22 protein-coding genes and 3 pseudogenes are annotated in these 23,813 nt (G+C 59.8%); 9 read left to right on the forward strand and 16 right to left on the reverse strand.

The features are described from left to right. The first annotated feature begins 541 nt into the window (after positions 1 to 541). Positions 542 to 1,591, forward strand: coding sequence for a CapA family protein (locus ACZY0R_RS12795; RefSeq protein WP_488858744.1), 1,050 nt, complete (start codon positions 542 to 544; stop codon positions 1,589 to 1,591). Between the two features lie 318 nt (positions 1,592 to 1,909). On the opposite strand, the gene ACZY0R_RS12800 is transcribed toward ACZY0R_RS12795, so the two are convergent. The 3 genes from ACZY0R_RS12800 to ACZY0R_RS12810 all read right to left on the reverse strand — a co-directional run bounded on the left by ACZY0R_RS12800 (position 1,910) and on the right by ACZY0R_RS12810 (position 4,607). Next, positions 1,910 to 2,401, reverse strand: coding sequence for a hypothetical protein (locus ACZY0R_RS12800; protein WP_488858745.1), 492 nt, complete (start codon positions 2,399 to 2,401; stop codon positions 1,910 to 1,912). 641 nt (positions 2,402 to 3,042) lie between these two features. After that, entirely contained in the window at positions 3,043 to 4,113 is a 1,071-nt protein-coding gene (locus tag ACZY0R_RS12805) for a mechanosensitive ion channel family protein (RefSeq protein ID WP_488858746.1), read from the reverse strand. A gap of 299 nt (positions 4,114 to 4,412) precedes the next feature. Then, positions 4,413 to 4,607: a hypothetical protein gene (locus tag ACZY0R_RS12810; protein WP_488858747.1), complete on the reverse strand. Its 195-nt coding sequence runs from the start codon at positions 4,605 to 4,607 to the stop codon at positions 4,413 to 4,415. A gap of 256 nt (positions 4,608 to 4,863) precedes the next feature. Here ACZY0R_RS12810 and ACZY0R_RS12815 point away from each other — a divergent pair, with 256 nt between their 5' ends. After that, positions 4,864 to 5,985: a molecular chaperone DnaJ gene (locus ACZY0R_RS12815; protein WP_488858748.1), complete on the forward strand. Its 1,122-nt coding sequence runs from the start codon at positions 4,864 to 4,866 to the stop codon at positions 5,983 to 5,985. Between the two features lie 497 nt (positions 5,986 to 6,482). Here the strand turns inward: ACZY0R_RS12815 and ACZY0R_RS12820 are convergent. Next, a pseudogene (locus tag ACZY0R_RS12820) lies at positions 6,483 to 6,605 on the reverse strand (carbonic anhydrase); the annotation flags it as partial. Between the two features lie 28 nt (positions 6,606 to 6,633). On the opposite strand from ACZY0R_RS12820, the gene ACZY0R_RS12825 reads away from it, so the two are divergent. The 3 genes from ACZY0R_RS12825 to ACZY0R_RS12835 all read left to right on the forward strand — a co-directional run bounded on the left by ACZY0R_RS12825 (position 6,634) and on the right by ACZY0R_RS12835 (position 8,852). Continuing rightward, positions 6,634 to 6,924 carry a hypothetical protein gene (locus tag ACZY0R_RS12825; RefSeq protein ID WP_488858749.1) on the forward strand — a complete coding sequence of 97 codons (291 nt, stop codon included), beginning with the start codon at positions 6,634 to 6,636 and terminating at the stop codon, positions 6,922 to 6,924. Positions 6,925 to 7,101: 177 nt separating this feature from the next. Further along, the gene (locus ACZY0R_RS12830) at positions 7,102 to 8,553 is read left to right on the forward strand and encodes an MltF family protein (protein WP_488858750.1); all 1,452 of its coding nucleotides are present in this window, start codon (positions 7,102 to 7,104) and stop codon (positions 8,551 to 8,553) included. A 122-nt stretch (positions 8,554 to 8,675) separates the two neighbouring features. Continuing rightward, positions 8,676 to 8,852 carry a hypothetical protein gene (locus tag ACZY0R_RS12835; RefSeq protein WP_488858752.1) on the forward strand — a complete coding sequence of 59 codons (177 nt, stop codon included), beginning with the start codon at positions 8,676 to 8,678 and terminating at the stop codon, positions 8,850 to 8,852. Positions 8,853 to 9,230: 378 nt separating this feature from the next. On the opposite strand, the gene ACZY0R_RS12840 is transcribed toward ACZY0R_RS12835, so the two are convergent. Then, positions 9,231 to 10,406 carry an integrase domain-containing protein gene (locus tag ACZY0R_RS12840; RefSeq protein WP_488858753.1) on the reverse strand — a complete coding sequence of 392 codons (1,176 nt, stop codon included), beginning with the start codon at positions 10,404 to 10,406 and terminating at the stop codon, positions 9,231 to 9,233. 342 nt (positions 10,407 to 10,748) lie between these two features. On the opposite strand from ACZY0R_RS12840, the gene ACZY0R_RS12845 reads away from it, so the two are divergent. Further along, positions 10,749 to 11,174, forward strand: a complete 426-nt coding sequence (locus tag ACZY0R_RS12845) for a hypothetical protein (RefSeq protein WP_488858754.1) — start codon at positions 10,749 to 10,751, stop codon at positions 11,172 to 11,174. A 68-nt stretch (positions 11,175 to 11,242) separates the two neighbouring features. On the opposite strand, the gene ACZY0R_RS12850 is transcribed toward ACZY0R_RS12845, so the two are convergent. The 7 genes and pseudogenes from ACZY0R_RS12850 to ACZY0R_RS12880 form a co-directional block, all read right to left on the reverse strand. Further along, positions 11,243 to 12,001 carry a BRO-N domain-containing protein gene (locus tag ACZY0R_RS12850; protein ID WP_488858755.1) on the reverse strand — a complete coding sequence of 253 codons (759 nt, stop codon included), beginning with the start codon at positions 11,999 to 12,001 and terminating at the stop codon, positions 11,243 to 11,245. A 1,404-nt stretch (positions 12,002 to 13,405) separates the two neighbouring features. Then, a complete protein-coding gene (locus tag ACZY0R_RS12855) occupies positions 13,406 to 13,669 on the reverse strand; it encodes a hypothetical protein (RefSeq protein WP_488858756.1) in 264 nt (87 codons plus the stop codon). A gap of 340 nt (positions 13,670 to 14,009) precedes the next feature. Continuing rightward, the gene (locus tag ACZY0R_RS12860) at positions 14,010 to 14,528 is read right to left on the reverse strand and encodes a DUF1643 domain-containing protein (protein ID WP_488858757.1); all 519 of its coding nucleotides are present in this window, start codon (positions 14,526 to 14,528) and stop codon (positions 14,010 to 14,012) included. A 14-nt stretch (positions 14,529 to 14,542) separates the two neighbouring features. Next, positions 14,543 to 14,899, reverse strand: coding sequence for a zinc ribbon domain-containing protein (locus ACZY0R_RS12865; protein WP_488858758.1), 357 nt, complete (start codon positions 14,897 to 14,899; stop codon positions 14,543 to 14,545). Then, positions 14,868 to 15,172, reverse strand: a pseudogene (locus ACZY0R_RS12870) (hypothetical protein); the annotation flags it as partial. The gene ACZY0R_RS12865 and the pseudogene ACZY0R_RS12870, both read right to left, overlap by 32 nt. 72 nt (positions 15,173 to 15,244) lie before the next feature. After that, complete coding sequence (locus ACZY0R_RS12875; RefSeq protein ID WP_488858759.1) at positions 15,245 to 15,580, reverse strand: hypothetical protein; 336 nt, start codon at positions 15,578 to 15,580, stop codon at positions 15,245 to 15,247. Positions 15,581 to 15,909: 329 nt separating this feature from the next. After that, positions 15,910 to 16,251, reverse strand: a complete 342-nt coding sequence (locus tag ACZY0R_RS12880) for a hypothetical protein (RefSeq protein WP_488858760.1) — start codon at positions 16,249 to 16,251, stop codon at positions 15,910 to 15,912. 76 nt (positions 16,252 to 16,327) lie between these two features. On the opposite strand from ACZY0R_RS12880, the pseudogene ACZY0R_RS12885 reads away from it, so the two are divergent. Beyond that, positions 16,328 to 16,489 (forward strand): annotated as a pseudogene (locus tag ACZY0R_RS12885) (zinc ribbon domain-containing protein); the annotation flags it as partial. Positions 16,490 to 16,558: 69 nt separating this feature from the next. On the opposite strand, the gene ACZY0R_RS12890 reads toward ACZY0R_RS12885, so the two are convergent. The 3 genes from ACZY0R_RS12890 to ACZY0R_RS12900 all read right to left on the reverse strand — a co-directional run bounded on the left by ACZY0R_RS12890 (position 16,559) and on the right by ACZY0R_RS12900 (position 19,266). Continuing rightward, on the reverse strand, positions 16,559 to 16,771 hold the full coding sequence (locus tag ACZY0R_RS12890) for a hypothetical protein (protein WP_488858761.1): 213 nt from the start codon (positions 16,769 to 16,771) through the stop codon (positions 16,559 to 16,561). An 18-nt stretch (positions 16,772 to 16,789) separates the two neighbouring features. Continuing rightward, the gene (locus ACZY0R_RS12895) at positions 16,790 to 17,842 is read right to left on the reverse strand and encodes an RNA-guided endonuclease InsQ/TnpB family protein (protein ID WP_488858762.1); all 1,053 of its coding nucleotides are present in this window, start codon (positions 17,840 to 17,842) and stop codon (positions 16,790 to 16,792) included. Between the two features lie 371 nt (positions 17,843 to 18,213). Next, positions 18,214 to 19,266 (reverse strand): RNA-guided endonuclease InsQ/TnpB family protein, encoded by a 1,053-nt coding sequence (locus tag ACZY0R_RS12900; RefSeq protein WP_488858763.1) that lies wholly within the window; start codon positions 19,264 to 19,266, stop codon positions 18,214 to 18,216. A gap of 311 nt (positions 19,267 to 19,577) precedes the next feature. Between ACZY0R_RS12900 and ACZY0R_RS12905 the strand changes: the two genes are divergently transcribed. Further along, complete coding sequence (locus ACZY0R_RS12905; RefSeq protein WP_488857125.1) at positions 19,578 to 19,757, forward strand: hypothetical protein; 180 nt, start codon at positions 19,578 to 19,580, stop codon at positions 19,755 to 19,757. A gap of 13 nt (positions 19,758 to 19,770) precedes the next feature. Further along, positions 19,771 to 21,390, forward strand: coding sequence for an IS66 family transposase (locus tag ACZY0R_RS12910; RefSeq protein ID WP_488858764.1), 1,620 nt, complete (start codon positions 19,771 to 19,773; stop codon positions 21,388 to 21,390). A gap of 1,385 nt (positions 21,391 to 22,775) precedes the next feature. Here the strand turns inward: ACZY0R_RS12910 and ACZY0R_RS12915 are convergent. Then, positions 22,776 to 23,804, reverse strand: a complete 1,029-nt coding sequence (locus tag ACZY0R_RS12915) for a DUF7146 domain-containing protein (protein ID WP_488858765.1) — start codon at positions 23,802 to 23,804, stop codon at positions 22,776 to 22,778. Between the last annotated feature and the right edge of the window lie 9 nt (positions 23,805 to 23,813).

Here is a 23,813-nt window from a genome sequence, read left to right on the forward strand (position 1 = left end):
GCAGTGGTTAGCGCCATCGCTTGTCCCGATGACCATCGCGGGAGATATTAAGTAGATGAATTACAATCTCCAAGTGTCCACGTAAGGGAGCACCCATGCCTACACCTCAGACTGAACACCGTTGTCCCAGTCTCCCATGGACCGCGGCACTTGCTGCTCTCAGTATTCTCTGGGTGCTCCCGATTCCCGAAGCGAATTCGACAAGCCCTTTGCTCAGTTGCCGGATCAGTCAAGGAGGCGACGAGCGCACACTCACATTCGAGCGGATTGCGGATCCTTATTCCGTCAAGGCGATAGATATAAATGGGCACTTTCGCTTTAAGGCTGTGATGGTCGGAACCGATAAGATTGATTACATCAAGCTCTACATCTACTATCAGTCCTTAAATAGGGTCGCGCTGCTACATGAAGCAAAATATCTCCCGCCTTTAATTCACGCCTCGGATAGTTCGACTACATCGTTTACCGGCATTAATTATCTGTACTCTCCAGATCTTGAGCGAGAAATTAAATATAGCTGCAGCCTCACGGAGGCATCCTCATGAAATGGAACTTTATTCGCCGTTCTATAGAATATTCCGTTCTGGCAGCTTTTCTGTGCTTAGGTGCAGCCTTCGAGGTTTGCGCTGAACCCAGCCCGGCAGAGTCGACCGCTTCCCTTGTCTTTGTTGGCGATATCATGCTTGACTCGCTCCCGGGAAGCGCCATCAAGAGGGGGCGCGATCCCTTTTTGCACGTCGCCAGTATTCTGGATTCCGCGGATATCCGGATAGGAAACCTGGAGTGTGTCATTGCTACCAAGGGGGCTGCCGAGCGCAAGCCATTCACGTTTCGCGCGAGTCCACGTTCAGTGAATGTTCTAAAGCGCCATTTCACCGCCCTTTCACTAGCCAACAACCACACTGGCGATTTTGGAAAAGTGGCCTTCTCTGAAATGCTGGATCTGCTTGATCGGCAGAAGATTTTATATTTTGGTGGTGGTGGAAATCTGGATGGCGCACATGCGCCACTCATGATTGAACGTAACGGTTTGAGGATTGCACTGCTGGGCTACAACGAAGTCTTCCCACGAAGTTTTGAGGCCGATGCGGACAGGCCAGGACTAGCCTGGAGTGAAGATGAGCACGTTGTAGCGGACATTGTGAAGGCGAGAAAAGTGGATCATGCCGATGTGGTCATACCTTTCATGCACTGGGGGCTGGAGCACGAACACCATGCCAGCAACCGCCAACGCCAACTGGCACAATTGATGATCGATGCCGGGGCAGATGCAGTAATTGGCGGACATCCCCATGTTACCCAGGATATTGAATATTACAAGGGAAAACCGGTCTTCTACAGCCTTGGTAATTTTGTTTTTGACGGCTTCAATGATGAAGACAATAATACGGGATGGCTAGTCCGACTGGAACTAGACCGGCAAGGGGTTCGCCACTGGCAACTGTATATAGCGCATATTGACCGGCAAGGCATTCCCCATCTGGCTTCGTCAACAGCTCATTCCTGCTGGCAACGAGGTCAGGGGGCGGAGACGAAGTGCAGTGGCGCTGAGCCGGCTGGAACGTTTCAGCAAGTGGGCCAGCGCAGATAGCCAGACAAATGCTGGGCAGCGACGCCGGCGAATCGGTGCATTCATCTGTTAAGGCGACTGGCGCAGGTGTTCGCGTTTTACGCGCTGCCCCCCCACGCATTGATACGCTCAATGACGGGCCGAAGAAAGGAACTGTGCCTTCTCGTGCCAAATGACCGGTGGCTGGTGACGAACGGTCATCCGTGCTGAGGTTCGCGATCGTCTCTTTATCGGCCAAAGCTGCCGATCGCGAGCGCGAACTCAATGCGCTCCGAATGGCTGTATCCATCGACGGATGCAGCACCTACCAGCAAGTGCTGGCCGCTTCCGGTTGCCTGACTATCGCAGCAGGAACGCTATATCGTCGACGCCGACCTGCGTGATCGGCAGGCCCTTGCGACGCTGGAGCAGGAAGTGCTGCTGCACCCGTCTGCGTTGTGCCGAAAAGATAACCAGATCTATCGGGGCGCCGATACGCGCGTAGTGTTCCACCACCAGTTTGTAGGCGCGGCGCCGGATCTGCAACGCCTCAGTTTCAGCGCGCAGCCGCTTCCATTCGGCCGGGGTCGTATCCATGGCGTGTTGGAGTTCGCCCAACGTGCGGGCGTGAAGGTCACGATAGATGTCACGCTCAGCTTCTGCCTTGTGCAACTCTTCCCGTATCGTGCGAATCTTTTGCTGCAGCTTCAGGTTCTGACTAACAGCCTGCCGCATGAGACCGGCACCTTCCAGCGCGCTGCTGGCTATCGCCATTGTGCTCTTCCAAAAACTCGACTTCACCGCCCCCGATTCCGACGACCAACTGCTCACTACGGTTCTTAGTGTTTTCATATGACCTCATGATGACATCATAATATGGCCCCGACTCTTAGCCGTCCTGCGCACAGCACCGGTAAAGCATAGAGATAGGTATATCGGTAGCCTAGTCAAAGATCTTTAGATCTGATCTCATCCTTATCGGAGTCCGCTGCTTGCAACAGATTGGCCTCGCAGTCGCGCTGCGCTTGTCTCCCTCGAATGGCCGAAACGGCCGACGAGCCGCCATCCAGCCTCCGCTCGCCGAACGGCCGGTGAGGGGTGGCTAGCGGTCATCCAGTTCGAGATTGACGACCGTCGCTTCATCGGCCGAGCAGGGCGGTCGCATCCTGCTCCAGATTGCAACTGATAGGCGGCTTTGTGGAACCACTGCCAACGGACTCTATCGGCCAGGAAGAAGCGTTCGGACGATACACGATCGAACAGCCGATAGTGGCCGTTCTCCTCCTCGCTCAGATGGTCACTCAGACGGCGGATTTCAGCCAAATACGGATCTTCGTGCTGGACGGATCTTCGGCCAAGCCAAGGAACCGCTGGGGGAGAGCTACGTCAATGCGAATCCCAGTGCGTCGCGAGCAATAGCGATGACGGCTGGCCACGGCAGCGTTGGATGCCGGTTTCCGGCTCCAAATGCGCGACAGTCGCGCTCAGGAGACTTACGCAGGAGTGGTTCGCTGCGGCGCATCGTCGTTGTCCTCGATTCGCACCCGCGGCAGGAATTGCGGGAATTCGCGCTGCATGAAGTCGATCAGCCCTTCGCGTACCACGCAGCGCAAATCCCACACCAGGCCAGATGACGCCGCCGTGCACAGTACGCGGATCTGCATCGTCCGCTCCGTGGCGTCGGTGACCACCAGATTGAAGAACCGCTGGTCCCACTCGGGCGCTGCGCGCACGATGCGCTCCAACTCCTCGCGTAGCGGTGCCAGTGGCATGCCGTAGTCCACGTGGAAGAACACGGATCCCGTAAGCTGGGCATTGCTGCGAGTCCAGTTCTGAAACGGTTTCTCGATGAAATACTGCAACGGGATGATGAGACGGCGCTCGTCCCATATCCGGAGCACGACGTACGTGCCGGTGATCTCCTCCACGCGGCCCCACTCGCCTTCGACGATGAGTACGTCATCCAGCCGGATGGGCTGAGTCAGGGCGAGTTGCAGCCCGGCAATCATGTTGCTGAACACGGGCTTGGCCGCAAATCCCGCGATCAGACCGACCACGCCCGCGGAGGCTAATAGGCTGGCGCCGACTTGCCGAGCGCCTGGAAAGGTCATGAGCAGCATAGCCGCACCCATAACCACGACAAGCGTCATCGCAATGCGGGAGAGAACGCGCGTTTGCGTGTGGATGCGCCGCGCACCCATATTGTCCTCTACATCCACTGGGTGTTGGTCCAGTACGCCTTGCGCAAAACCGGCGATGATGCGCGCCACAAGCCAGGTGGTTGCGGCAATCATCAACACACCGTTGAAATGCCTCACGCTGTCAATCCAGCGCAGATCGCCTGGCGCGGCTTGCCAGATTGCCTGCAGCGCCAGCAGTGGCAAGACTGCCTTCGATGGGGCCCGAGCTTTCCTCACGATGGCATTCAGCACTGGGGCAGAGCGGGTAATACGCAACAGCAGGACGCCACCGAGACGATGCGCTAGCAACGCGACGAGGACAGCGATAACGGCTGCCGTCCAGGTGCCGAACCAGGGGTGGGCGAGGAGGATTGCAAGGTTCATCGGTCGTCCCTTGTCATTGCGGTTAACGTGAGTATGCACGTAACGACGCGAGGATCGGACAAAGGTCTTCAGTCGATATGCGACGGGCGGCGCTCGTCGCTGATACGGCAGATATCGTCAGCGTGGGGCGCGCGCGGTCGGCGGCGCGCGGGCCAACCGCAAGTTTCGACCGGTTGAATCCGCAACCCATTTCGGCCATTGGGAGACGCATCACCGAACGGCCGTAGAGGCCGAACTTGGCCGTTGGCGCAGGCCGGCACGAATGGCCGAAACCGTTAAGGGTTGTCTGATGCCTGCCCTCACGCACAGGCCTGCGAGCGTGCGCCGGAACTGGCGGGCAGGCGTCGGACAAGCCTCGGGGGAGGAAGCCGCGGAATGGAACGATGCCGCCTGAGCGAGCCCAGCGCGTAGCGGCGCAACTTGGTCTTGTTGGCGATGGCAAGGGTTGTCGGGATGAACGTGTAGTCGACCTGCCCACCCATTACCGCTGTCATGACCGGCGCTGCGCCGCCGCGTATAGCCGCGAGAGTGTCGCCTTCGCGGAAATCGGGTGGGATGGAACAGTCTTGCATCGAACGTCATTTGAGGCGCGCTGTCCTGGCGGACGCTGGCCAGAGCCAGCACGCTAAGATCACTTATCAATTTAGAGCTAAACATACGAGCTTGCATCACGTGGTTCCCATCCGCCGCTGATCGGCTAGAATGCGCACATCCTTCGATTTCCAGCCGCCTGCAGCGCAAAGCCCACTCATGGCCAGGACCAACCACAAGTCTGTCAGCATCGCGCCCGATCACAACCGATCCATGCTGTCGAAAGGGCAAAAAACATTCAACTCGCTGATCAAGCAGCTTGAGAAGCGCCGCATGCGGCTGAGTGCCTGGGAAGCCGTCACGCCTACCTTCCAGCAGCGATACGTCAACGAGTACCTACCGCTGGAGCAGACCTCGACTGATCTGCAGAACCGGATGGTGCATTGCCTGGATCGGGCCTACGAGAAGAAGGAACTGACCAAAACTGAGCGTCGCAAGATTGCCGCCGTGATCACTGATTTGGCGGGCGATCTGGCAGTTGAAGATGACAGCTTGAAAGCCGTCTACAACAAGTACAGCGCGACTGACTACGATAGTGAAACCGCCGCCGACATCGACGGCATGAAATCCATGCTGGAGGCCGTGCTTGGCGTTGAACTGGGGGATGACGTGGACATGAGCTCGCCAGAAGACCTGCTCCAGCGCGCCCAGGCGCACATGCACAAACAGCACGCGGAAGCGGCCGCGGAAATCGCAGCGCGGGAAGCCCGTCGCGCCGAGCGGAGAAAATCACCCAAGCAGCTAGCGGCAGAGGCGCGCGCGCAGGAAGAACAAGCCCAGATCAGCCTCTCTATCCGTGAAGTCTATCGCAAGCTGGCCAGCGCTCTTCATCCGGATCGCGAGGCCGACCTGCAGGAGCGCGAGCGGAAAACCAAACTGATGCAGCGCGTCAATGCGGCCTACAACAAGAACAACCTGCTGCAGTTGTTGGAGCTGCAACTGGAGCTGGAACATATCGACCAGCATTCGATCAACCACATCAGCGAAGATCGGCTGAAACACTACAACAAGATCCTGAAAGAGCAAGTTCGCGAACTGGATCAGGAGATCCTGCAAGTCGAAACCGCATTTCGGCACAGTTACGGAATCGATCCTTTTGAAGACCTCTCTCCAGAGATCGTCCTACGAAAGCTTGCCGCAGATGTCGAGGAGCTCCGGCTAAATATCCGCGCCATTGAACGCGATCTAGTCGCGTTCGAAGACATCAAAAATCTGAAGGGCTGGCTCAAGACCTTCAAGCTCGCTCCGCCTGCTCCCGTCTTCGACGCAATGCCCTTCTAGTTCCGGTGCGGCCACCCAATGCGCGGGGGGCTCCATCCAAATCGGCCCGTCGCGTAGCGCCACATAGGCGGCGCCGTCCGATTTGGTTGGAGGGGGGTAGCGCCCGGCTCGCAGAGCCGGTTAGTCGTTAGCATCCACAGTAGCGAAGCGGCTGCCTGGAATAGATTCAGTGCGAAGTGCCGCCAGCCAACCAGTTGGCCTCGGTAGGCGAAAAGTATCGCGGACGACGCTTTTCCGGCGCCGTGGAATCTTTGAATACGGTTTTGCGCATGGATTGCTCCGGTAGTGAACAAGGGGGTCGCTGCGATTCCCGGGAGTTCTGATCTACCTTGGCCGCCTACAGCATCCTACCTGCGTGCCCCGCGGGCCTTTTTGAGGTGCCTACCCGACGCTTTGGGTCGACGCAGCTTGTAGCTACAATAGGGACATAAAGACATTACAACAACGTCGAGTATTGAGTGCTAACTACCGCCGCGGCATTACGCCGGCAGCCGAAGTCAGCGGCTCGACCGGACGCTGCGAGCGTGCAGCGGCTGTACCGGCCGTGCGTTCATCGGGTACAGTTTCCTGAACGCGGCCAACTGCGCATGCGACAGTTCCACGGGTTGCTTGAGCACTTGGACGAAAGCGTAGTACCCGCGGTAGACGATGCTTGCTGTCGATCTGGTGGGAGATGACGACTATAGTCTGGCCAAGGGATTCAGCGCGATCTTGAGGGCGTTGGAGCCTTTGTACGGCAGCGCGCAATATGCGAGCCTGGTGCGATGGATGTGTGGCGGGCTTCATGATAGCGTGGCGCTCATGGCGTCGCGAAACGCTGAATCCGAGGAGCTTCAGAGCATCAACTACCGGTTCGCGCAATGCAATGGAGCCGGATGCCTTGAATGGCTGCCCATTGGGAAATCCAGCGTGGCTAAGCAAATGGCGGAAGACCGGTAATTGTCAGGTTCTAGACTCAAGGTATCGACGGTCAGGCGCGGCATGGTCGACGGGGGCGCAGCGGCCTTCGCAGAACGCTGGCAACGCCCACCCTGGCTGGGCGTTGCCGCTATGCGCACGGAGTTATTCGTCATGAACTTCTCCCGGCTGTTCCATATCGTTGCTGGATTCCTGTTCATGCTGGCCTTTGGCTTACAGAGTGTCCAGGGCGCTGAACCGCAATCGCCGACAGGCGCTTCAGCCCCAGCCGCTCCCCCACCCGTCCGCCAGTTCAACCTGAAACACGCGCCCTGGCGAGGCGACTTCGACGGTATGCTTGAGCGGCGCTCAATCCGTGTGCTCATACCCTACAGCCGCACGCTTTACTTCAACGACAAGGGCCGCGAGCGTGGCCTGACCGCAGAATTGATGCGCGACTTCGAGCGCTATTTGAACAAGACCTATGCTGACCGCCTCGGCAAGCGTCCCGTCACGGTCATCATGATCCCCACCACCCGCGATCGCCTGCTGCCGGATCTGGCGGCCGGACTTGGCGATATCGCCGCCGGGAACCTGACCGTCACTGAGGAGCGGTTAAAGCAGGCGGACTTCGTGGCGCCGCAGGACCGCAAGCCTGTGCGCGAGTTGGTCGTGACCGGCCCGAAGTCGCCCGCGCTTGCCACGTTGGACGACCTGGCCGGAAAAACTGTGCATGTGCGGCGCGCCTCCAGCTATTACGAGAGTCTCACGGCGTTGGACAAGCGCTTGCGCGCAGCCGGCAAAACACCGATCAAACTCACTCTGCTGCCTGACGCGCTCGAGGATGAGGACGTGCTTGAGATGGTCAATGCCGGCTTGCTGCAGATTGTGGTGGTCGATGACTGGAAGGCCGCGATGTGGGCGCAGATATTGCCGATGGTGAAGGTGCACGACAATCTGGCGGTACGTTCCGAAGGGATGATCGGCTGGGCCATCCGCAAGAACAGTCCGCAACTGAAGCAGGCTGTCAATGATTTCTATGTTAACTACGTGAAGAAGCAGGGCGTGCTGGACTATCGGCTCAAGCAGGCCTTGAAGCGAGTCAAGCAGATCACCAATAACACGGAAGCCGCCGAGCTGAAGCGTTTCCGGGAGACCCTGGCGCTATTCGAAAAGTACGGCAATCAGTATGGCTTCGATCCGCTGATGCTCGCTGCACAGGGCTACCAAGAGTCGCAACTTGACCAGAATGCGCACAGCCGAGTAGGCGCCATCGGCATCATGCAGATCATGCCGGCGACCGGCAAGGGCCTGAACGTGGGCAACATCGCGGTGATCGAGTCGAACATCCATGCTGGCGCGAAGTACATGGACCAATTGATGACCCGCTACTTTCCGGACGCGCACTTCAACGGGAACAACCGCGCGCTGTTTGCCTTCGCCAGCTACAACGCCGGCCCCTCCAATATCGCCAAGATGCGCAAGGAGGCCGCGCAGCGCGGGCTGGACCCCGACCAGTGGCTCAACAATGTGGAGATCGTGGTCGCGGAGAAGATCGGCATCGAGACTACCACCTACGTGCGGAACATCTATAAATACTACGCTGCCTACCGGCTCATCGTGGACGCCCAGGCCGAGCGGGACAAGGCCATGGAGAAGGTGCGCCGGTGACGCGGGCTTCGCTCGACGTTCGGCGTGGTTTACGGTTAGGACAAGTGATCCTTAGAAAATATTGAAAATTTGGTCTCGCCCGTGGTTTGTGGGGTTCAACGTTGAGTGAACAAAGTTCAGCGTTGAGCGAATTTCGACAGCTGGACGTGGGGCGCAACCTGACCGTGGATCAATGGGCCTTCGTGCTGACCCAGTTCGACGCGCTGCTGCCCACCTCGGCCCAGGTCGTTTTCCCCTGCTGCACGCCACCGGCCTGCGCCCGTCCGAGGTGGTCGCGGCCACGTTGCCGCCAGCGGTGATCGCGCGGCTGGGGGCATATCGGGTGGCGCGTAGCCATCCGGCAGACCCCGGCGCCAACTCGGTCCCGGGCGGCGCTGCTCGGCCACGTGACCGGCCTGGGAGAGCGGGTGCCGTGGGCTGGCGGGTGCGCCGCCAACCCCGTCGATGCCGCCGCTGGAGTCAGCACTGTCACGCTCGCCAAGCCGATCAAGGGATTCTTGACGGCCTGCGCCGGCACGCTGCGCCTCGCCGACCCGCGCGGCGCGGCTGGGGCGGCCAGTACACACTGGCTGCGGCATCCCAATATTTCCCACGCGCTGGCGGCCGGGGCCCCGACGTTGAGCGATCGGACATGGAAGTGGCAGAATTGCGGCACGACACATGACCGGGAATTGGCTCTATTCGTCCGCTTGCTCCTCCACACCGTTCGTCGGGTGCGCCACGGTCACCTGCGAGCGTGCGCGATCAAGGATGCGATACAGCGCCTGCCGCGAGATCCCCAAAGCGGCGGCAGCCGCCTTTTTCTCCTGCCCGGATTTTTCCAAGGCCGCCCGGACCTCCTCGATCGTCGGCCGCTTTCGCTTTACCGCCGTGTGCCGGCCGAGATAAGCCTCGCTCTTGGTCGCCCGGGAATGACCCGCTGCCTCCACGATCCGCCTCATGCCCAACTCATGAAGGGCGTCGGCCGGCTTCGCTCCGCCTTGGATGGCCGAGCGTTCCCCGGTGATCCGGTGGTAGAGGCCGTTGAGGTACTGGTGCCGCAGCCCATGCGCCGTCACCTGCAGAGCGCCCTTGGTCACGCCATGCGTGCGCAGCACGTGGTAGAAGTGATTCCTCCACCGGTCCAGGGTGTAGCCGAGCGGAATGGTGGTTCGGCTCGTGCTGTTGGCCAGTTGGCATGCCGATGCCAGTAGCACGTACTGCGCCTCAAACTCGATCTGGACGTCGCGTGCGCGGCCGCCCTTGGTACCGGCGTCCACCAGCAGCGCACCATCAACGGTCACTCGGTGTGGCCGTAGCAGGAACGATTCCTTAGCGCGCAAGCCGAACGCCGCCTGCAGCTTTAGCTGGATCGCGACAAAGGGGTCTGTGCGCTCGATCTCCGCCAGCAGCGCGGTGATTTCCACGCCTTGGCCTTCCCAGGTCTTTTCCACTTCGGCGTAATAGGTCCGGCGATACTCTTCCGGCCGCTCAACGTAGTCGTCGAGCTTCCCGACCAGATTGGGCTTACCCATCCAGGCTGCAATGGTGCGCAAATAGGTCAGCTTGTTCTCCACGGTCCCAGGCGCCTGGTTCAGCTTGAGTACCCACTTCCTGACGAGGTGCGCAATGTGCTTCTGCTTCAGATTCCACGGGCTGCTCAGCTTGTAGCCGTCCTCCCGCAGCTCTCGGAATGCGGCTAACAAGTTCACCATACGACGATACTGCGTTTCAAACGAGACCGGCTTGTCACTCAGCCGAGATGGGCTCCGGATTTTCCGGAGATGCTTTGCTGCCAGCAGCTTAAAGGCATCGATGAACTCCGGGGGGAGACCAGAGCGGGCGGCGATGCCTGCGTAATCGATAGTCATCATGATAACGACTCGGTTCTCAAGTTATTACGGCATTTCGTGTAGCCAGCGCTTCCAACTCGGAATTGGGGTGCTGTTCGCTGGTTTAGCTTGAACCTTCTCTATCGGATCGGCGGCCTGTCTCGAATCAGGCGCCCAAGGGTCAGGCTGCCTGCGCTTTATCTCTCCAATCGTTGCGAGCAAACCGACATCCGGTGGGGGCGTTGTCCAGTTTGCATAGCGCTGGACGCTATTTGGCCCTCCGGTTGGTCACGGTTTCGCCCGCTCTCCATGTCGTTCGCATTCTTGGCGGACGCTGCGCGATCATCCATCGCCCAAGCCAAGTAGGCCGTGGATTCGGGGGTGTTGCATCGAACGATCAGCTACCTTGGCGTGAACCAGGTCGCCCGTCTCGAAGCCCTTCACCTGCTTGCTGCGCATGAGGTCGCCGCGCGGGAAGCCGACGGTGGCGAGCCGCGTGCGACGCATTTGATGGGCTGCACCGGTACCTGCCAATGCTGGATAGACGGCATCGGGCAGCGCACGCACGGGCGACCGCGCTCGGAGAACTGGCGGGCTCGCTTCTCGCTGCACGGCATCGACGCCTGGCTGCTTCTGTCCAACACAATGACTGCCACGGCAATCCCCCTCATTGTCACGGGCCTGGAAACGCCTCCCTTCCAGGAGGTCGGTCTCCCCTCGGCCGTGTTGCGGACCGGCGATGTGCCGGGATCCGTTTCGTGCTTACCCTGCCGCTTGTCTGCAACCGGGGCTTCCAGAGGTTGGGACTGAGTGAAGCATCCCAACGTTGGTCTTGCCCCTGTTCACAAGGTAGCGGGGCTGCCGGAGAACGCCGCCCTTCAGGGCGGCGTTGACAGCGTTGTCTGCTGCAAAGCCGGAGCCAAATTCAGTTCCGAGAGCGTCTCCCAAGTGACAACCATCCTCTGGGCTAAGTCGAGGTCAGTGCCCAGCAAGTGCGCGATGTCCGCATAGCCGCGGCCCCCCGCACGCAGCATCGCTGCATGGTGAAGCGCCGCCAGACGGATCTTTACCATGGTTTCCCGGCGGCCTTTCTCGGCCTCGAGCGCTGAGATGCGGAAGTCCTTCTCCACAAGTTTGAGGTGTAGGCGCTGAACGTCATACGCGAGAACGCGGTTCGCTTCCGGAAGCTTGGCGACAGCCCGACAGGCCTCCTCAAGGGCCTTGGTGGAAACGTGGCTGAAGGTTCGAGTATGGACTTCCAACGTATAGACTTCACGCGACCGAAGTGCCGGTAAGACTTCGTGCGTAATCCACACCCGGAACGACTTGACCGCCGCGAGCTTGCTGCCGCAGATCAGCATATAGAGGTTGGCTTCGCTGATAAAAGCCAAGCTCTGAACACCGCCGTTCGTAGGCGTGTCGAACTTCGCTACCCCGTCCGCATCCTCACAAAGCTGTTCGACTGCCGACCTCGAGTTGTTATAGCCAAGGACCACGCACAAGTCAGTCACGCAAAACCAGGATTGGCCATCCTTGTCAATCAGGGCACGGACAGCTTGATCCTGATACGTGAATTGGACTATGTCATGGGATGGTGGCGGCCGATCGGCCATGGTGTCAAATACCTCACCGTACATAAAGAACCTCCTTTTCTCCGGTTTCCAAGCGCGCTAATGAATCCCGCGCTCGCTAGGCCGCCGTATTCGGCACGCCTTCCAATATTTATACAAAGCAGTTTGTGTCACGCAACAGCCGAATTCACCTGTACTTCTGATCGAATTTGGCTCCCGGCCACTCCTGCGTACGCGTTCAATCCAATAGCTCCGTCCTTTAGCGATTTCGCCGACTAGCCTGGCGCGTGGAGCAAACGCAACCTGACCATCGCAGCAACGTTCCCGTCGCTGCGCCCACGCGCCCCACCTCTGGCCGTGGATTCTGTGTTGGCATTCTGAGCAGGCTGCCACGGGCCTGTGTTGTCGACTGAACCGCCGGTAATGCGCATGCGGCCACCTCGCATGACCCGATCATCCCGCCGCTGTGTATTGGGCTTCGTGATCGGTGTCCCCGCCTCCTGGCGATCGAGATGTATGGCTGTTGGGTGTGCCCTCTGGAGGATCCGTGTTCGGACAAGCTGTGCTCCATCCAGCCGCACAGGCCAAAACTGCCCGCAAAGCTGGGAGCCGTCACGTGTTGGACGTCCTCAGTATTGGCAATCGTAGGTGCACCAATGAACGGAAAGAAGCCAGTCGGCATATGGACAGTGCACGAGCGCGCAGTGTCCACGGAAGGACTGGCTATGGAAGCAGCTGCTCGGGGCCTTGCAGACCGTGCGTGCGCTGAATTTCGAGTACCACTGCCGTTGAGGTCGGCACCTATGAACTCTTGGCCCACCGTTACTCGGGCATGCGGTAATGATCGCTGATTTTTATTTGTTTGTGTGTAAAAAATTTACTCAGCAAGACGTCTCTCGCGTATTTGCGACATAAGTCGACAATTGGCGCTCGTACAATGCTCAGATATTGAGCTGACGAATTTAGATTCGATCCATATGACTAATGGGAAATTTGAAGATGCTGTACCAATGCTCATAGCATGCTTGCACAATTTTTGTTTTAACAAAGGATTTATTGAAAAAATCAACGCATACGAAAATTTCGGGAGTCGATCCATTGATCAAAGCGGTGATCACGCGGATTTCGGCGGTGCAGGATAAGGGAACGGCAACTGGCGAGTTATCCCCGAAGCATCGAACCGGAAAGTGGATCAGGCCAGGAAAATTGTGGAACTGTTAGAGGGACTGAGCGATGAGAAGCGCGAAATGCTAATGGGTGTGACTCGGCAACTGGTCGGCGGCCTGACAAGCAAGGAACAAATGCTGGGCTGATCCGGCGCCAGCCTTCGCTGCAGGGGGCGTGGATTACACATCTGCCGCATCGGTATAACGATAGCGGGCACGTGTTATCCCTGGGTCGACAACGCAAGATTGGCGAGCATGCGGCGCGCTGACAGGCGTATACCCCATCAGCCTAGTCCACGAACTGCTATCGCTGGCACGCTAACCGAGAAACTATGCGTGATGGACAGATCACCGAGAGCAGGGCGCGGTACTTATTGCTGGCGTTGGGCTCGCTGGCGAAATGCCTGTCGAGGAAACGGACCACGTGGCGTGGCTTCACGTCCCCAGGCGTCCACTCGCGGTCGAACTCCGTTTTCAGGAAGGTCGCCATCCGCCGGTATTCCTCGTGCGTGCTGATTACATAGCGGGGAAGCTTCATCAACAGCCAGTCGTCGATGAGTGCAGGCATCGTGTTAGTCTGCTTGGCGTCCGCCTCTTGGCTGAGCCGTGCCAACTCCGTGTTCTTGGTTAAGCCTTCGTCGACGCGGCAAAGCTTGTGCCATTTCCGCCTGATGCCCACGAACCACCAGGACCCGTGCTTTTCGTAGACGCGCGACGGCAGTGGCGAGGCTTTTTTTGCGGCGTCCGATCATGCGGCCTTCCTATCTGATGCGAGCTCAGGCGTGCGGCGGCGCTGCTTTTGCTGCGACTGGCCGCCAACGCCGGCGATGTGGTGGCGCCAGACGCGCACGCTGCCGTCCGGGCGACGGCCTGCCGGGTTGTCTCAATAATACGACGTGCCGCTTCGTTCATATTTCGTAAGGCTGCGGCCGTACCTTGGCTGCGATATACAGCGGGTGCTTCGGGCTGCCGTCCTGGTTAAGCCCAAGGTGGTAGAGCAGGGCGCCGCGGCCGCAAGTGCGGATAATGCGCAACACCTCCGCGGCGCGCGCCGGCGCGGACTTGTGCGCACCCCAGGCGCAGATCACCAGCGAGCAGCGATCGAGCGCGTCCTTGATCGAGCAGTTGGCCGTGTCTTCCCGGCCCAGCGGCGCCGGGTGGATCAGCAGCCCGTCCGGATCGGTCGACCGCAGCGGGAACAGGTTCACCACCTCCAGGCGGCCGTACTTGCCGGCCAGCGCGCGCTGCAGACAACGGGTGATCGTCGGGTCGTTGACCTGGTGATCAGCGGTGGACGGGTTGAGCATGATGAAGCCCAGGGCCGGCTGGCTGCGATCCCACTCGCGCCAGAGGCGGTAGCGGTACTGCTCGCAGTCGGAGAGGATGGCGCCGGCTTCGCCGTCGAGAGTCGGGGCGGTCAGGTGCATGAATACTCCCAACGCTAAAGCCTTCGGCTTGTAGCGGGGGTTTCCGGGTTCGGCGACTCATGGACCGTGGGGTTGCCCGCCCGATGTCTTACTCTAGTCTCCCCCGGCGTAGAGGTCCCTTCGGACCCCGGTTCGGAGCATCCCGCCCCTACCTTGTTTCTGAGGCGCATCGTCTTCTTCTTACCCTTGGCCGAGAACCCTCCCGACCGGACCAGGGCCACGCCGCGATCGCGAATCACCAGGCTCGCATTGTGGTCGGCGTTGGCACGGAAGTCGCAGCGTTGGCAGACAAACACAGCCTGCGAGGGCCGGTTGTCCGGGTGGGTGTGACCGCACTGGCTACACTCCTGCGAACTGTGATGCGGCGGCACGGTGACGACGAGCTTGTTTCGCCGCAGCGCCTTGTATTGGGCGAGCGACCGACAGCGCCACCGCCACCGGCGGCACCCATACCGGCGTGGCCGACAGCATGAATGTCTCGCCGGACTCGGCCAGCAGCAGGGTGGTGCCCATCACCCCGGCGATCGCGCGCGCCGCGTCCGGCGGCACCGCATTGCCGATCCGCTCGCGCCAGGCCTGATCACTCAGGGCTCCAGCTTGAGGTATTCCTCGGGCTCGACTAGCGACTGCAGGCAGGCCAATTCTCAGCCTGCCGGTGAGGCGCGCTCTGCAATCGCAACCGTAGAATGGTCTCAGCGCGACTGCGTCGCTCCAATTCATTTGCCCGACTGAGAGCGGGTCGTCGACGGATTCAAAGACGTTTTTCCTCCTCCTCCCCCGAAATCCCGCGAAGCCCCCGCGGCCTCCGCAGCAGTCATATCTTCTCGCTGATGCCCTGAATATGCGTTGCTATAGCGCTGCGTAATGCCGCCATTCACTCCGGAGAGCGAATTGTTCTGGCCTTGTGTTGAGCCATAGGCAGTACTGCCGCGCTGCTGAGAGGCGGCGGCATAGCCGCCGTAGCCAGCAGATCCGGAAGATTTGTATGCCGAGAGCTGGGCGTGAACTACGCCCGGCACCAGCATAAGGGCAAGAATAGGAGTAATTCTCACGCTGCCTCCAAGTGAGGAAAAAGGGGGTGTAGGCGGCAGGTAGACACCTACACCCTAGAGGACTGGCAACGGGGGTCAATCTGTCGCCGGGATTGATTATGGTGCATCGCATCAAATGCGGTACCCTGCGGATGAAGGGATGCGTCGCGGAGCAGGGAGGGGGCCTGCGGATCTGGAGAACGAGGTGCAGGCGCGGCGTAGGTGACGTGGCGCTGCGGCCGATGGCGTGTCGCATTGCCCCTGCGTGGCTCGCCGTGGCATCCGCCCGAGCACATGCCGAAGGTGGTATATTCGCGGCCGATCATGCGAGCACCTCGGTTTTTTGCTGACTATTCTTTGAATTGAACGTGGTCGATGCTGGTAGCCTGTTTGCCCCCCCCCGATCCAATTGCATACCAATGATTACCGTTCTCGCCATTGCCGTTGCCTGCGGCGCATTTCTCAGGCTCTGTGTCGCGTCGCCTTATGACGGGGCATTTGGGCTGGGGAAGTGTGATGTGGGCGGCATTAGCGAGGGCCCGGTGCTGGGGCATGATAGTGACGATGAAGGTCACAAAATGGCTGTCGATCATTGAGCTGTGAGGGGCGATCACGCTGGTCATCTTCTTGAAGAACCGGTGTTGTGCGTACGCGCCGACCCCAAGGGAGATGAAAAGGCCGGCGACGGTCACGATCAATGCAACGTGGCAGATGCCGCCGTGGCGAGAAGGCGCTTGATGCCGAAGTACACGGCGCGGCAAGCGGCCAGAGGGTTGGTTCGAATTCCGCCGCCAACTGGACTACAAGGTGGCATGGAACGGCGGCTGGCTTGTGGCCGTGCCGCCGCAGAACACAAGCCGGACGTGTCCGGCGTGCGATTGCGTGAGCGAGGACAACCGCAAGACTCAAGCGGACTTCGCCTGTCTTGACGCGCGCCGAGCGCTGCATGGCACGCCACGATCAGCGAAGGGGAACCTGGTTGGCAGGGCGCCAATAGCCTCACTCGCCGAAAACTGGGACACTTCCTTCCTGCGCCAGGATGCGCGGAGAGTCCATCTGTCCCGTTTCCTCATCCACCAGCACTTCATAGGCCGCGACGCCGGCAAAGCTCGAGGCCATAGCCTGGGCGATGCGGATGGCACCGACCTCGCTGGAGGCTTGGCGGATCTCGCCAGGCTGGAGCGAGTCGCCCCTGCCCTTGCGGTATGGCACGTTGACGTCCTCCCCTGCCTAAAGGCAGGGGATTCCCACACCTGGCGATGCACGTCCGCATCGGAGAATGTTCAGCGCAGCATTGGTATCACGGTCATGCACGACACCACAGCGACTACAGGTCCACTCTCTTATTCGCAGTCCTGCGATACCTTTCGGCCGCGTCGTGCCGTCTTTCGAACCGCACGCCGAACAGGACTGGGTAGAACCACTTTCGTTCACTTCCTCAAACGTGGCCCCGTGCGCAATCGCTTTGTAGCGGAGCTTGTCCCGGAAGGACGACCAGGATGCGTCGTAGACACTCTTCGCCATCCTGGTTTTGGCGAGTTTCGAAGCCGACACGTTGCCGACTGCGATGTAATCGAAGCGCCGGACGAGATCGAGCGCGAGCTTGTGCTGGAAGTCGGCGCGGGCATTCGCCACCTTGGCATGCAGCTTGGCGATATGCCGCTTGTGCTTTCGCGCACGCTGCGCCTTGGCCAGTCTTTCGGCGGCATGCCGGCCAAACCGGTCATTGGAAAGCTTCTCGCCGGTCGAGAGCGTGGCAAAGTCCTTCAAACCAAGGTCGATGCCGACGCCAGCTTGAATCGGGCGTGCCGGCACATCAGCCACCTCTATCACGATGTTGAGAAACCAGTTCCCGCGCGAATCCTGCGCAAAGCTTGTGCCGTCCTTGATCTTGCCTTCGGGCAACAGGCGGCTGTTGAACACGCGAAAGGTACTTCCGGCAAAGCGAAACGCCTCGCCCTCTCGTTTCAGATCGCGGCCCTTCAGGGGCACCCATCCGAGACACTTCCTGCCACGGTATCGCAGGTAAGGACGGCGATGCTGGCTGCGCGATTTCGCGTACTGCTCGCACGTCGCGTTGACCGTGCCGGAATGGATGCCGAGCTCCTTGCTGCTGCCGGTGGTCAGCACGTTCAGATCGAACCCGCTCGGCCACTTCTTCCCCCATTTGAGCGCGTGCTTCTGCGTGTCATTGCAGAAGTTCCAGACGTAGTTCACCGCTCGGCTCTGCTTGTTGAGCAGGCCGTTGAGCGACTTCACCCGGTAGCGGTAGACGAGAATCATGCCGCACATTCTAACGTGGGAATGCCGCCTGGCGGCGGCGCTCCTTTCACTCCCCGCCATGAATGGCGAGGTTTCTCGGAGCAAATCTGAGGAATTGGTACAGAGCAGCTGTACCGCGCGATGTGTGTGTTCTCGGTGAGACTGAGATATCGCGCGTGGTGCGCGCCGCTAGGCGGATACCATTCATGCGCGAGTGAACCTCGCCTTCGTTTCCGGCATCTCGAACTGGTTCTTGGAGATTCGCCGAAGACAGCTTCCGCCATTTTTCGAAGTCCAGCACTGAGTAACCTTCAATCCGGCGCTCGTAGACATCGACATCGTGGATTGTTCCAGTAATGACGTGTTGGACTTTGATTGACGTCCTCCCCTGCCTAAAGGCTGGGGATTCCCACACCTGGCGATGCACGTCCGCATCGGAGAATGTTCAGCGCAGCATTGGTATCACGGTCATGCACGACACCACAGCGACTACAGGTCCACTCTCTTATTCGCAGTCCTGCGATACCTTTCGGCCGCGTCGTGCTGTCTTTCGAACCGCACGCCGAACAGGACTGGGTAGAACCGCTTTCGTTCACTTCCTCAAACGTGGCCCCGTGCGCAATCGCTTTGTAGCGGAGCTTGTCCCGGAAGGACGACCAGGATGCGTCGTAGACGCTCTTCGCCATCCTGGTTTTGGCGAGTTTCGAAGCCGACACGTTGCCGACTGCGATGTAATCGAAGCGCCGGACGAGATCGAGCGCGAGCTTGTGCTGGAAGTCGGCGCGGGCATTCGCCACCTTGGCATGCAGCTTGGCGATATGCCGCTTGTGCTTTCGCGCACGCTGCGCCTTGGCCAGTCTTTCGGCGGCATGCCGGCCAAACCGGTCATTGGAAAGCTTCTCGCCGGTCGAGAGCGTGGCAAAGTCCTTCAAACCAAGGTCGATGCCGACGCCAGCTTGAATCGGGCGTGCCGGCACATCAGCCACCTCTATCACGATGTTGAGAAACCAGTTCCCGCGCGAATCCTGCGCAAAGCTTGTGCCGTCCTTGATCTTGCCTTCGGGCAACAGGCGGCTGTTGAACACGCGAAAGGTACTTCCGGCAAAGCGAAACGCCTCGCCCTCTCGTTTCAGATCGCGGCCCTTCAGGGGCACCCATCCGAGGCACTTCCTGCCGCGGTATCGCAGGTAAGGACGGCGATGCTGGCTGCGCGATTTCGCGTACTGCTCGCACGTCGCGTTGACCGTGCCGGAATGGATGCCGAGCTCCTTGCTGCTGCCGGTGGTCAGCACGTTCAGATCGAACCCGCTCGGCCACTTCTTCCCCCATTTGAGCGCATGCTTCTGCGTGTCATTGCAGAAGTTCCAGACGTAGTTCACCGCTCGGCTCTGCTTGTTGAGCAGGCCGTTGAGCGACTTCACCCGGTAGCGGTAGACAAGAATCATGCCGCGCATCCTAACGTGGGAATGCCGCCTGACGGCGGCGCTCCTTTCACTCCCCGCCATGAAGAGGCTGTCGCAAAAGGGTACACGGCCGAGCGCGTGGGCTTTTTTTGCCCTGACAATTCAAGCACTTACAAAGCTGAATTGTAACTTCTCAATAAGCCGGGGCAAGGCCAGGTGGTGAGGCGTGGCCGGTGACTGGAATGTCGGCGTGGAAATATCGGCGCGAGCTTGCCGCAAGCCGCAACGCGTTCCACTTGTAAACGCTGGGTGGGGATGTTAACTTTCGCCGTCGCCATTCACGCTGCCCGATCATGACCACTTGCCAAAAATTCACGCCGCCGGACATCGCGCGAGAAGGATTGACGCCAAAAGAACTTGAGGTGTTGGCATGGGTTGAGGGATTGGTCGACATGGCCAATGGCTTGCAGCAGGAGACGGAGCAACTGGAACAGGAACTCGCCGAGTTGAGAAGAGCGGAAAAGCGCGCGTAGCCTGACTGCGGCCGTGAAGAAGAAACTTGTTGCGCCGTTCATTGCCGAGGCCGAACGCACGCCGGCGGTGCTGAAGGTGCTGGCCTGGGGTGAAGGTCTGGTGGAGCTCATCCATCGTCTGGTGGAGAACGCGGGGCACATGAAGGACGAAGTCGCGGTGCTCAAGGGAGAGAAGAAGCGCCCTACGTTCAAACCAAGCCGTATGCATGAGGAGGCCGGCAAAACCAGCGAGTCCAATCGGCAGCAGCAGGGCAAACCAGCCAGACGACGCGGTTCGCCCGCCAGGAGCAAGACGGGGCAGCTGAAGATCGATTGCGAGCAAGTCATCCAGCCGGCCGAGTCGATCCCGTCTGGCTCGCGGTTCAAGGGCTACCGGGATTTCGTGGTCCAGGACCTCGTGATGGGGACACACAATACGCGCTACCGGCTCGCACGCTGGCAGACCCCGGACTGTCAAACGCTGACCGGGCAACTGCCCAAGGCCGTTGCCGGCAGCCACTTTGGCGCGACACTGGTCAGTTACGTGCTGTACCAATATCACCACTGCCACGTGACGCAGCCGCTGCTGTGCGAGCAGTTGCGGGAATGGGGTATCGAGATCTCGTCCGGGCAGATGAATGCGCTGCTGCAGGAGGACAAGGGGCGATTCCACGAGGAAAAGGAGGATCTGCTGTCGACGGGGCTGGCGCTCTCGGCGTATGTGACGGTCGACGACACCGGCACGCGGCATCAGGGCCGCAACGGCTACGTCACCCACATCGGTAACGAACATTTCGCCTGGTTCAAAAGCACAAGCACGAAGAGCCGCATCAATTTCCTCGAACTGCTCGCGGCGGGACATGGCTACCAGGTCAACGACGAGGCCCTCTCCTCCATGAAAAAGCGTGGGCTCCCACAGGCGTTCGTTGATGGGCTGCGTCAGCATGAGTGCGCGAGCTTTGCCGACCAGAGTGCGTGGCTGTCTCACCTGGACAGCCTGGGCATGGACGTTACCCGCCACCGGAACATCGCCACCGAAGGGGCGTTACTGGGCAGCCTGAGGCGACGTGGCGTCGCCCAGGATCTGGCCATCATTAGCGATGATGCGGGACAGTTCAATGTGTTGATTCACGGCTTATGCTGGGTCCACGCCGAGCGTCTCGTGCACAAGCTGCTGCCGCTCAATGACCTACATCGCGAGGATATTGCCCGTGTGCGCGGCGATATCTGGTCGCTCTATGCGGATCTGAAGGAATACAAGCAGAATCCGACGATCCAGCGCAAAGCCGAACTGCAAAAACGCTTTGACGCAGTCTTCATCCAAAAGACCCGTTACGCGACGCTGGACCGTTTGCTCAGACGCCTTCACAAGAACAAGTCCGAGCTGCTCTTGGTGCTCGAACGCCCCGAGATCCCACTGCATACCAACGGCAGTGAACGCGACATTCGCGACCACGTGAAAAAGCAGAAGATCAGTGGCGGCACGCGCAGCGAACTCGGTCGCCAATGCCGTGACACCTTCTCGAGCTTGAAGAAGACCTGTCGAAAGCTGGGAATCTCGTTCTGGGAATACCTGGCCGACCGCATCTCACACACCAATCACATTCCCCTCCTTCCCCACATCCTCGGACAGCGCATCGCTCTCTCCACCTGAGCCGCGTGCCGCCGTTTGCCCCGCTTTATTGAGAAGCTACGCTGAATTGTTTCGATTTGTACCTTTTGCGACAGCCTCTGAATGGCGAGGTTTCTCGGAGCAAATCTGATGAACTGAGTCATACAGGCTCCTGCTGTTGAGAGTTCCATAATGCACATTGGTTCATCCAGGCAATTCCCCTCGTTGGTGGGGATGCCCCTTTGGTGGGGTAGTACGGAATCCGTGATGCCGATTCTTGGCCGGCCAAGTTGCCAACGAGGGCGCGATCAGGCCATAACAGGCCTCTGTGTATTGCGGGGCTACAGGGGCAATCCCGGCACGTCAGCGAGTCCGATGAACCACATGTCATCGTGACGGGCAAGAAATAGGTGTAGGCGGCAGGGTGACGCCTACACCTATTGAAGATTGGCAACGCGGGGAGGTCGCCGTTGGTAAGTGTGATGCATCGCGCCAACTTCTGTACTCACCGATGATGGGAGGTGCAACGCAGCAGGAAAGGCGGCTGGCAGACCTGGAGAACGAGGCGCTGGCGCGGCGGCGGTATCGGTATCGAAGAAGTAAAGTGTGGAGGTTCTCGGACGACGCATTGCCGCCCCAAAAAAAGCGCTCGCTGTCGTGTAGACACGGGCGCTGAAGGAGGGCAGGTCGCGAACTCCTGCACTCGAAATTAGGATGCTTAACGGTCCGGTTGGCCCTTGCGTCGCCAGGACGTTCGCACATTGAACTCACGAGTAAAACGCCGGCATCTACGCGCGTGGATAGTTCGTTCACATAAACAGGCCAGCGGCGGGCTCTTCACTCCCGGGACGTGATGCTCTTGACGATAAGTGCGCGGTGCAGGATGAGTTGTTTGAGACTGTCGCGCATGTCGGCTAGAAGCTGCTCGGCGCTTTTGCTGTCTATACCCTCCCGCTTCAACTGTGCAATGCGCTGTTCCTGTGCCTCAACGCGCTTCCGTGCGTGCTCGACTATCCGTTTCGTCCAGGTCTTCTAGCTCTTCCTCTATGTCGCGCGTGGCCTCTACGCCTGGTTGCATGCTGGACTCCGTGCTGATGCTGATGCCTCGGTTATAGGTCAGGAATCAAGGGGTCGCTATGGGAGGGCGTCCTACAACAGGCAGAGATTGCTGGGCCGGACCCGAGCGGCGGGTTGGCGCGTTAGAAAAACGCCCCGCCGACAGAAAGCTCACTAGCTGTCACACTCTGCGAGTTGGCAAGCCGCCAGGCATCACAAAAGTAGCGGCGCCATAACGGAGCTTCATCATGCGTTGGTCGCGGTGTTCTCCCGTTTTCGCTCGTCTCCCGGGCGGGCTACCTACATTGGCAAGTGGCGGCCATGGCCACCTACGCCGTTCCGAGAGAGGAGCGCGCCCCTGTCGTCCAAGTCTAGGCCGCCAGTTGCAGATGCGCAGCCCTGAGCCAAAGATCGGAATAGTCCTCGCCTTCATTCATCGGTACGCGCAGGCGCACGCCGAAGCCTTCGATGAGCAATCGAGCCTTCAGCATCTCCGCATAGTGTTCGCCAGGTCGCCAGCCGTGTTTCGGATCGAGGGGATCCCGATCGGCGCAGATAATTACCTGGTCGAAGCGATCCCGCGCGATGTCGGCGGCGGCCAGGTTGCCGGCGTTCAACAGACACCACACCTCGATGCGATTGCCAGTCGCGGCCACCAGGGCCAGGCCGGTTTCGATACCCTCGCAAACGATAACCTTGCGGCTTCGGGTGGTTGGGCAATTCAGGCGGATGGCGGCGCCGGCGAGCTTTTGGGGGCTCGCCATCTGCTTTTTCACATCGGCGAAGGGCGCCTTGTAGCCATCCTTGCTCAGGTAGGTGCGGTGGAGCGTGACGGGTGTCCCATCTGCGCGCCTTGCCCTGGCCAGCATGACCGGCCAGTCGCCGCGATTCACCGGTTTGCCTTCATCGTCGGTATCCCAAAAGGCCAATGCCGGGTGATACCGAAGATCGGGCGACAGCCACGCGCGCTGCAGGCCGGGCACCCGCCGGCTGAGGTAGGCCCACACCGGCGAAGTCCCCTTGATGGGGACCGAGCCCGCCCAGGCCGCGTTCAGCTTCGCGCGCTTCGTCCTGGCCTCGGCTTCCGCCTTTGCCTTGAGGCTGCGCCCGTCGTGGCGGGTGGCTGGCCGCCCAACTGGCCGGCAGCTAGTTTCTCCCTGCAGGAACTCAAGCGCTTCGCGATCGCTCATGCCGGTGAAGGCGCGCAGGAGCGTGTAGCCATTGCCGGCGCCACAGTGGTTGCAATAATAGGTGCCGGCATTATCCTTGTTGTCGAAACGAAAGCGGGTCTTGCCCCCACAGAGCGGGCAGGGACCTTGACGCTTCGAGAGATATTTCACGTCAAGCTGGGCGCGAGTCAGGACCTTCACCCAGTCAATATCTTTAAAGTTCAAGCTCATTGTGTTCTC

The organism is Cupriavidus sp. F041 (genome assembly GCF_057814235.1).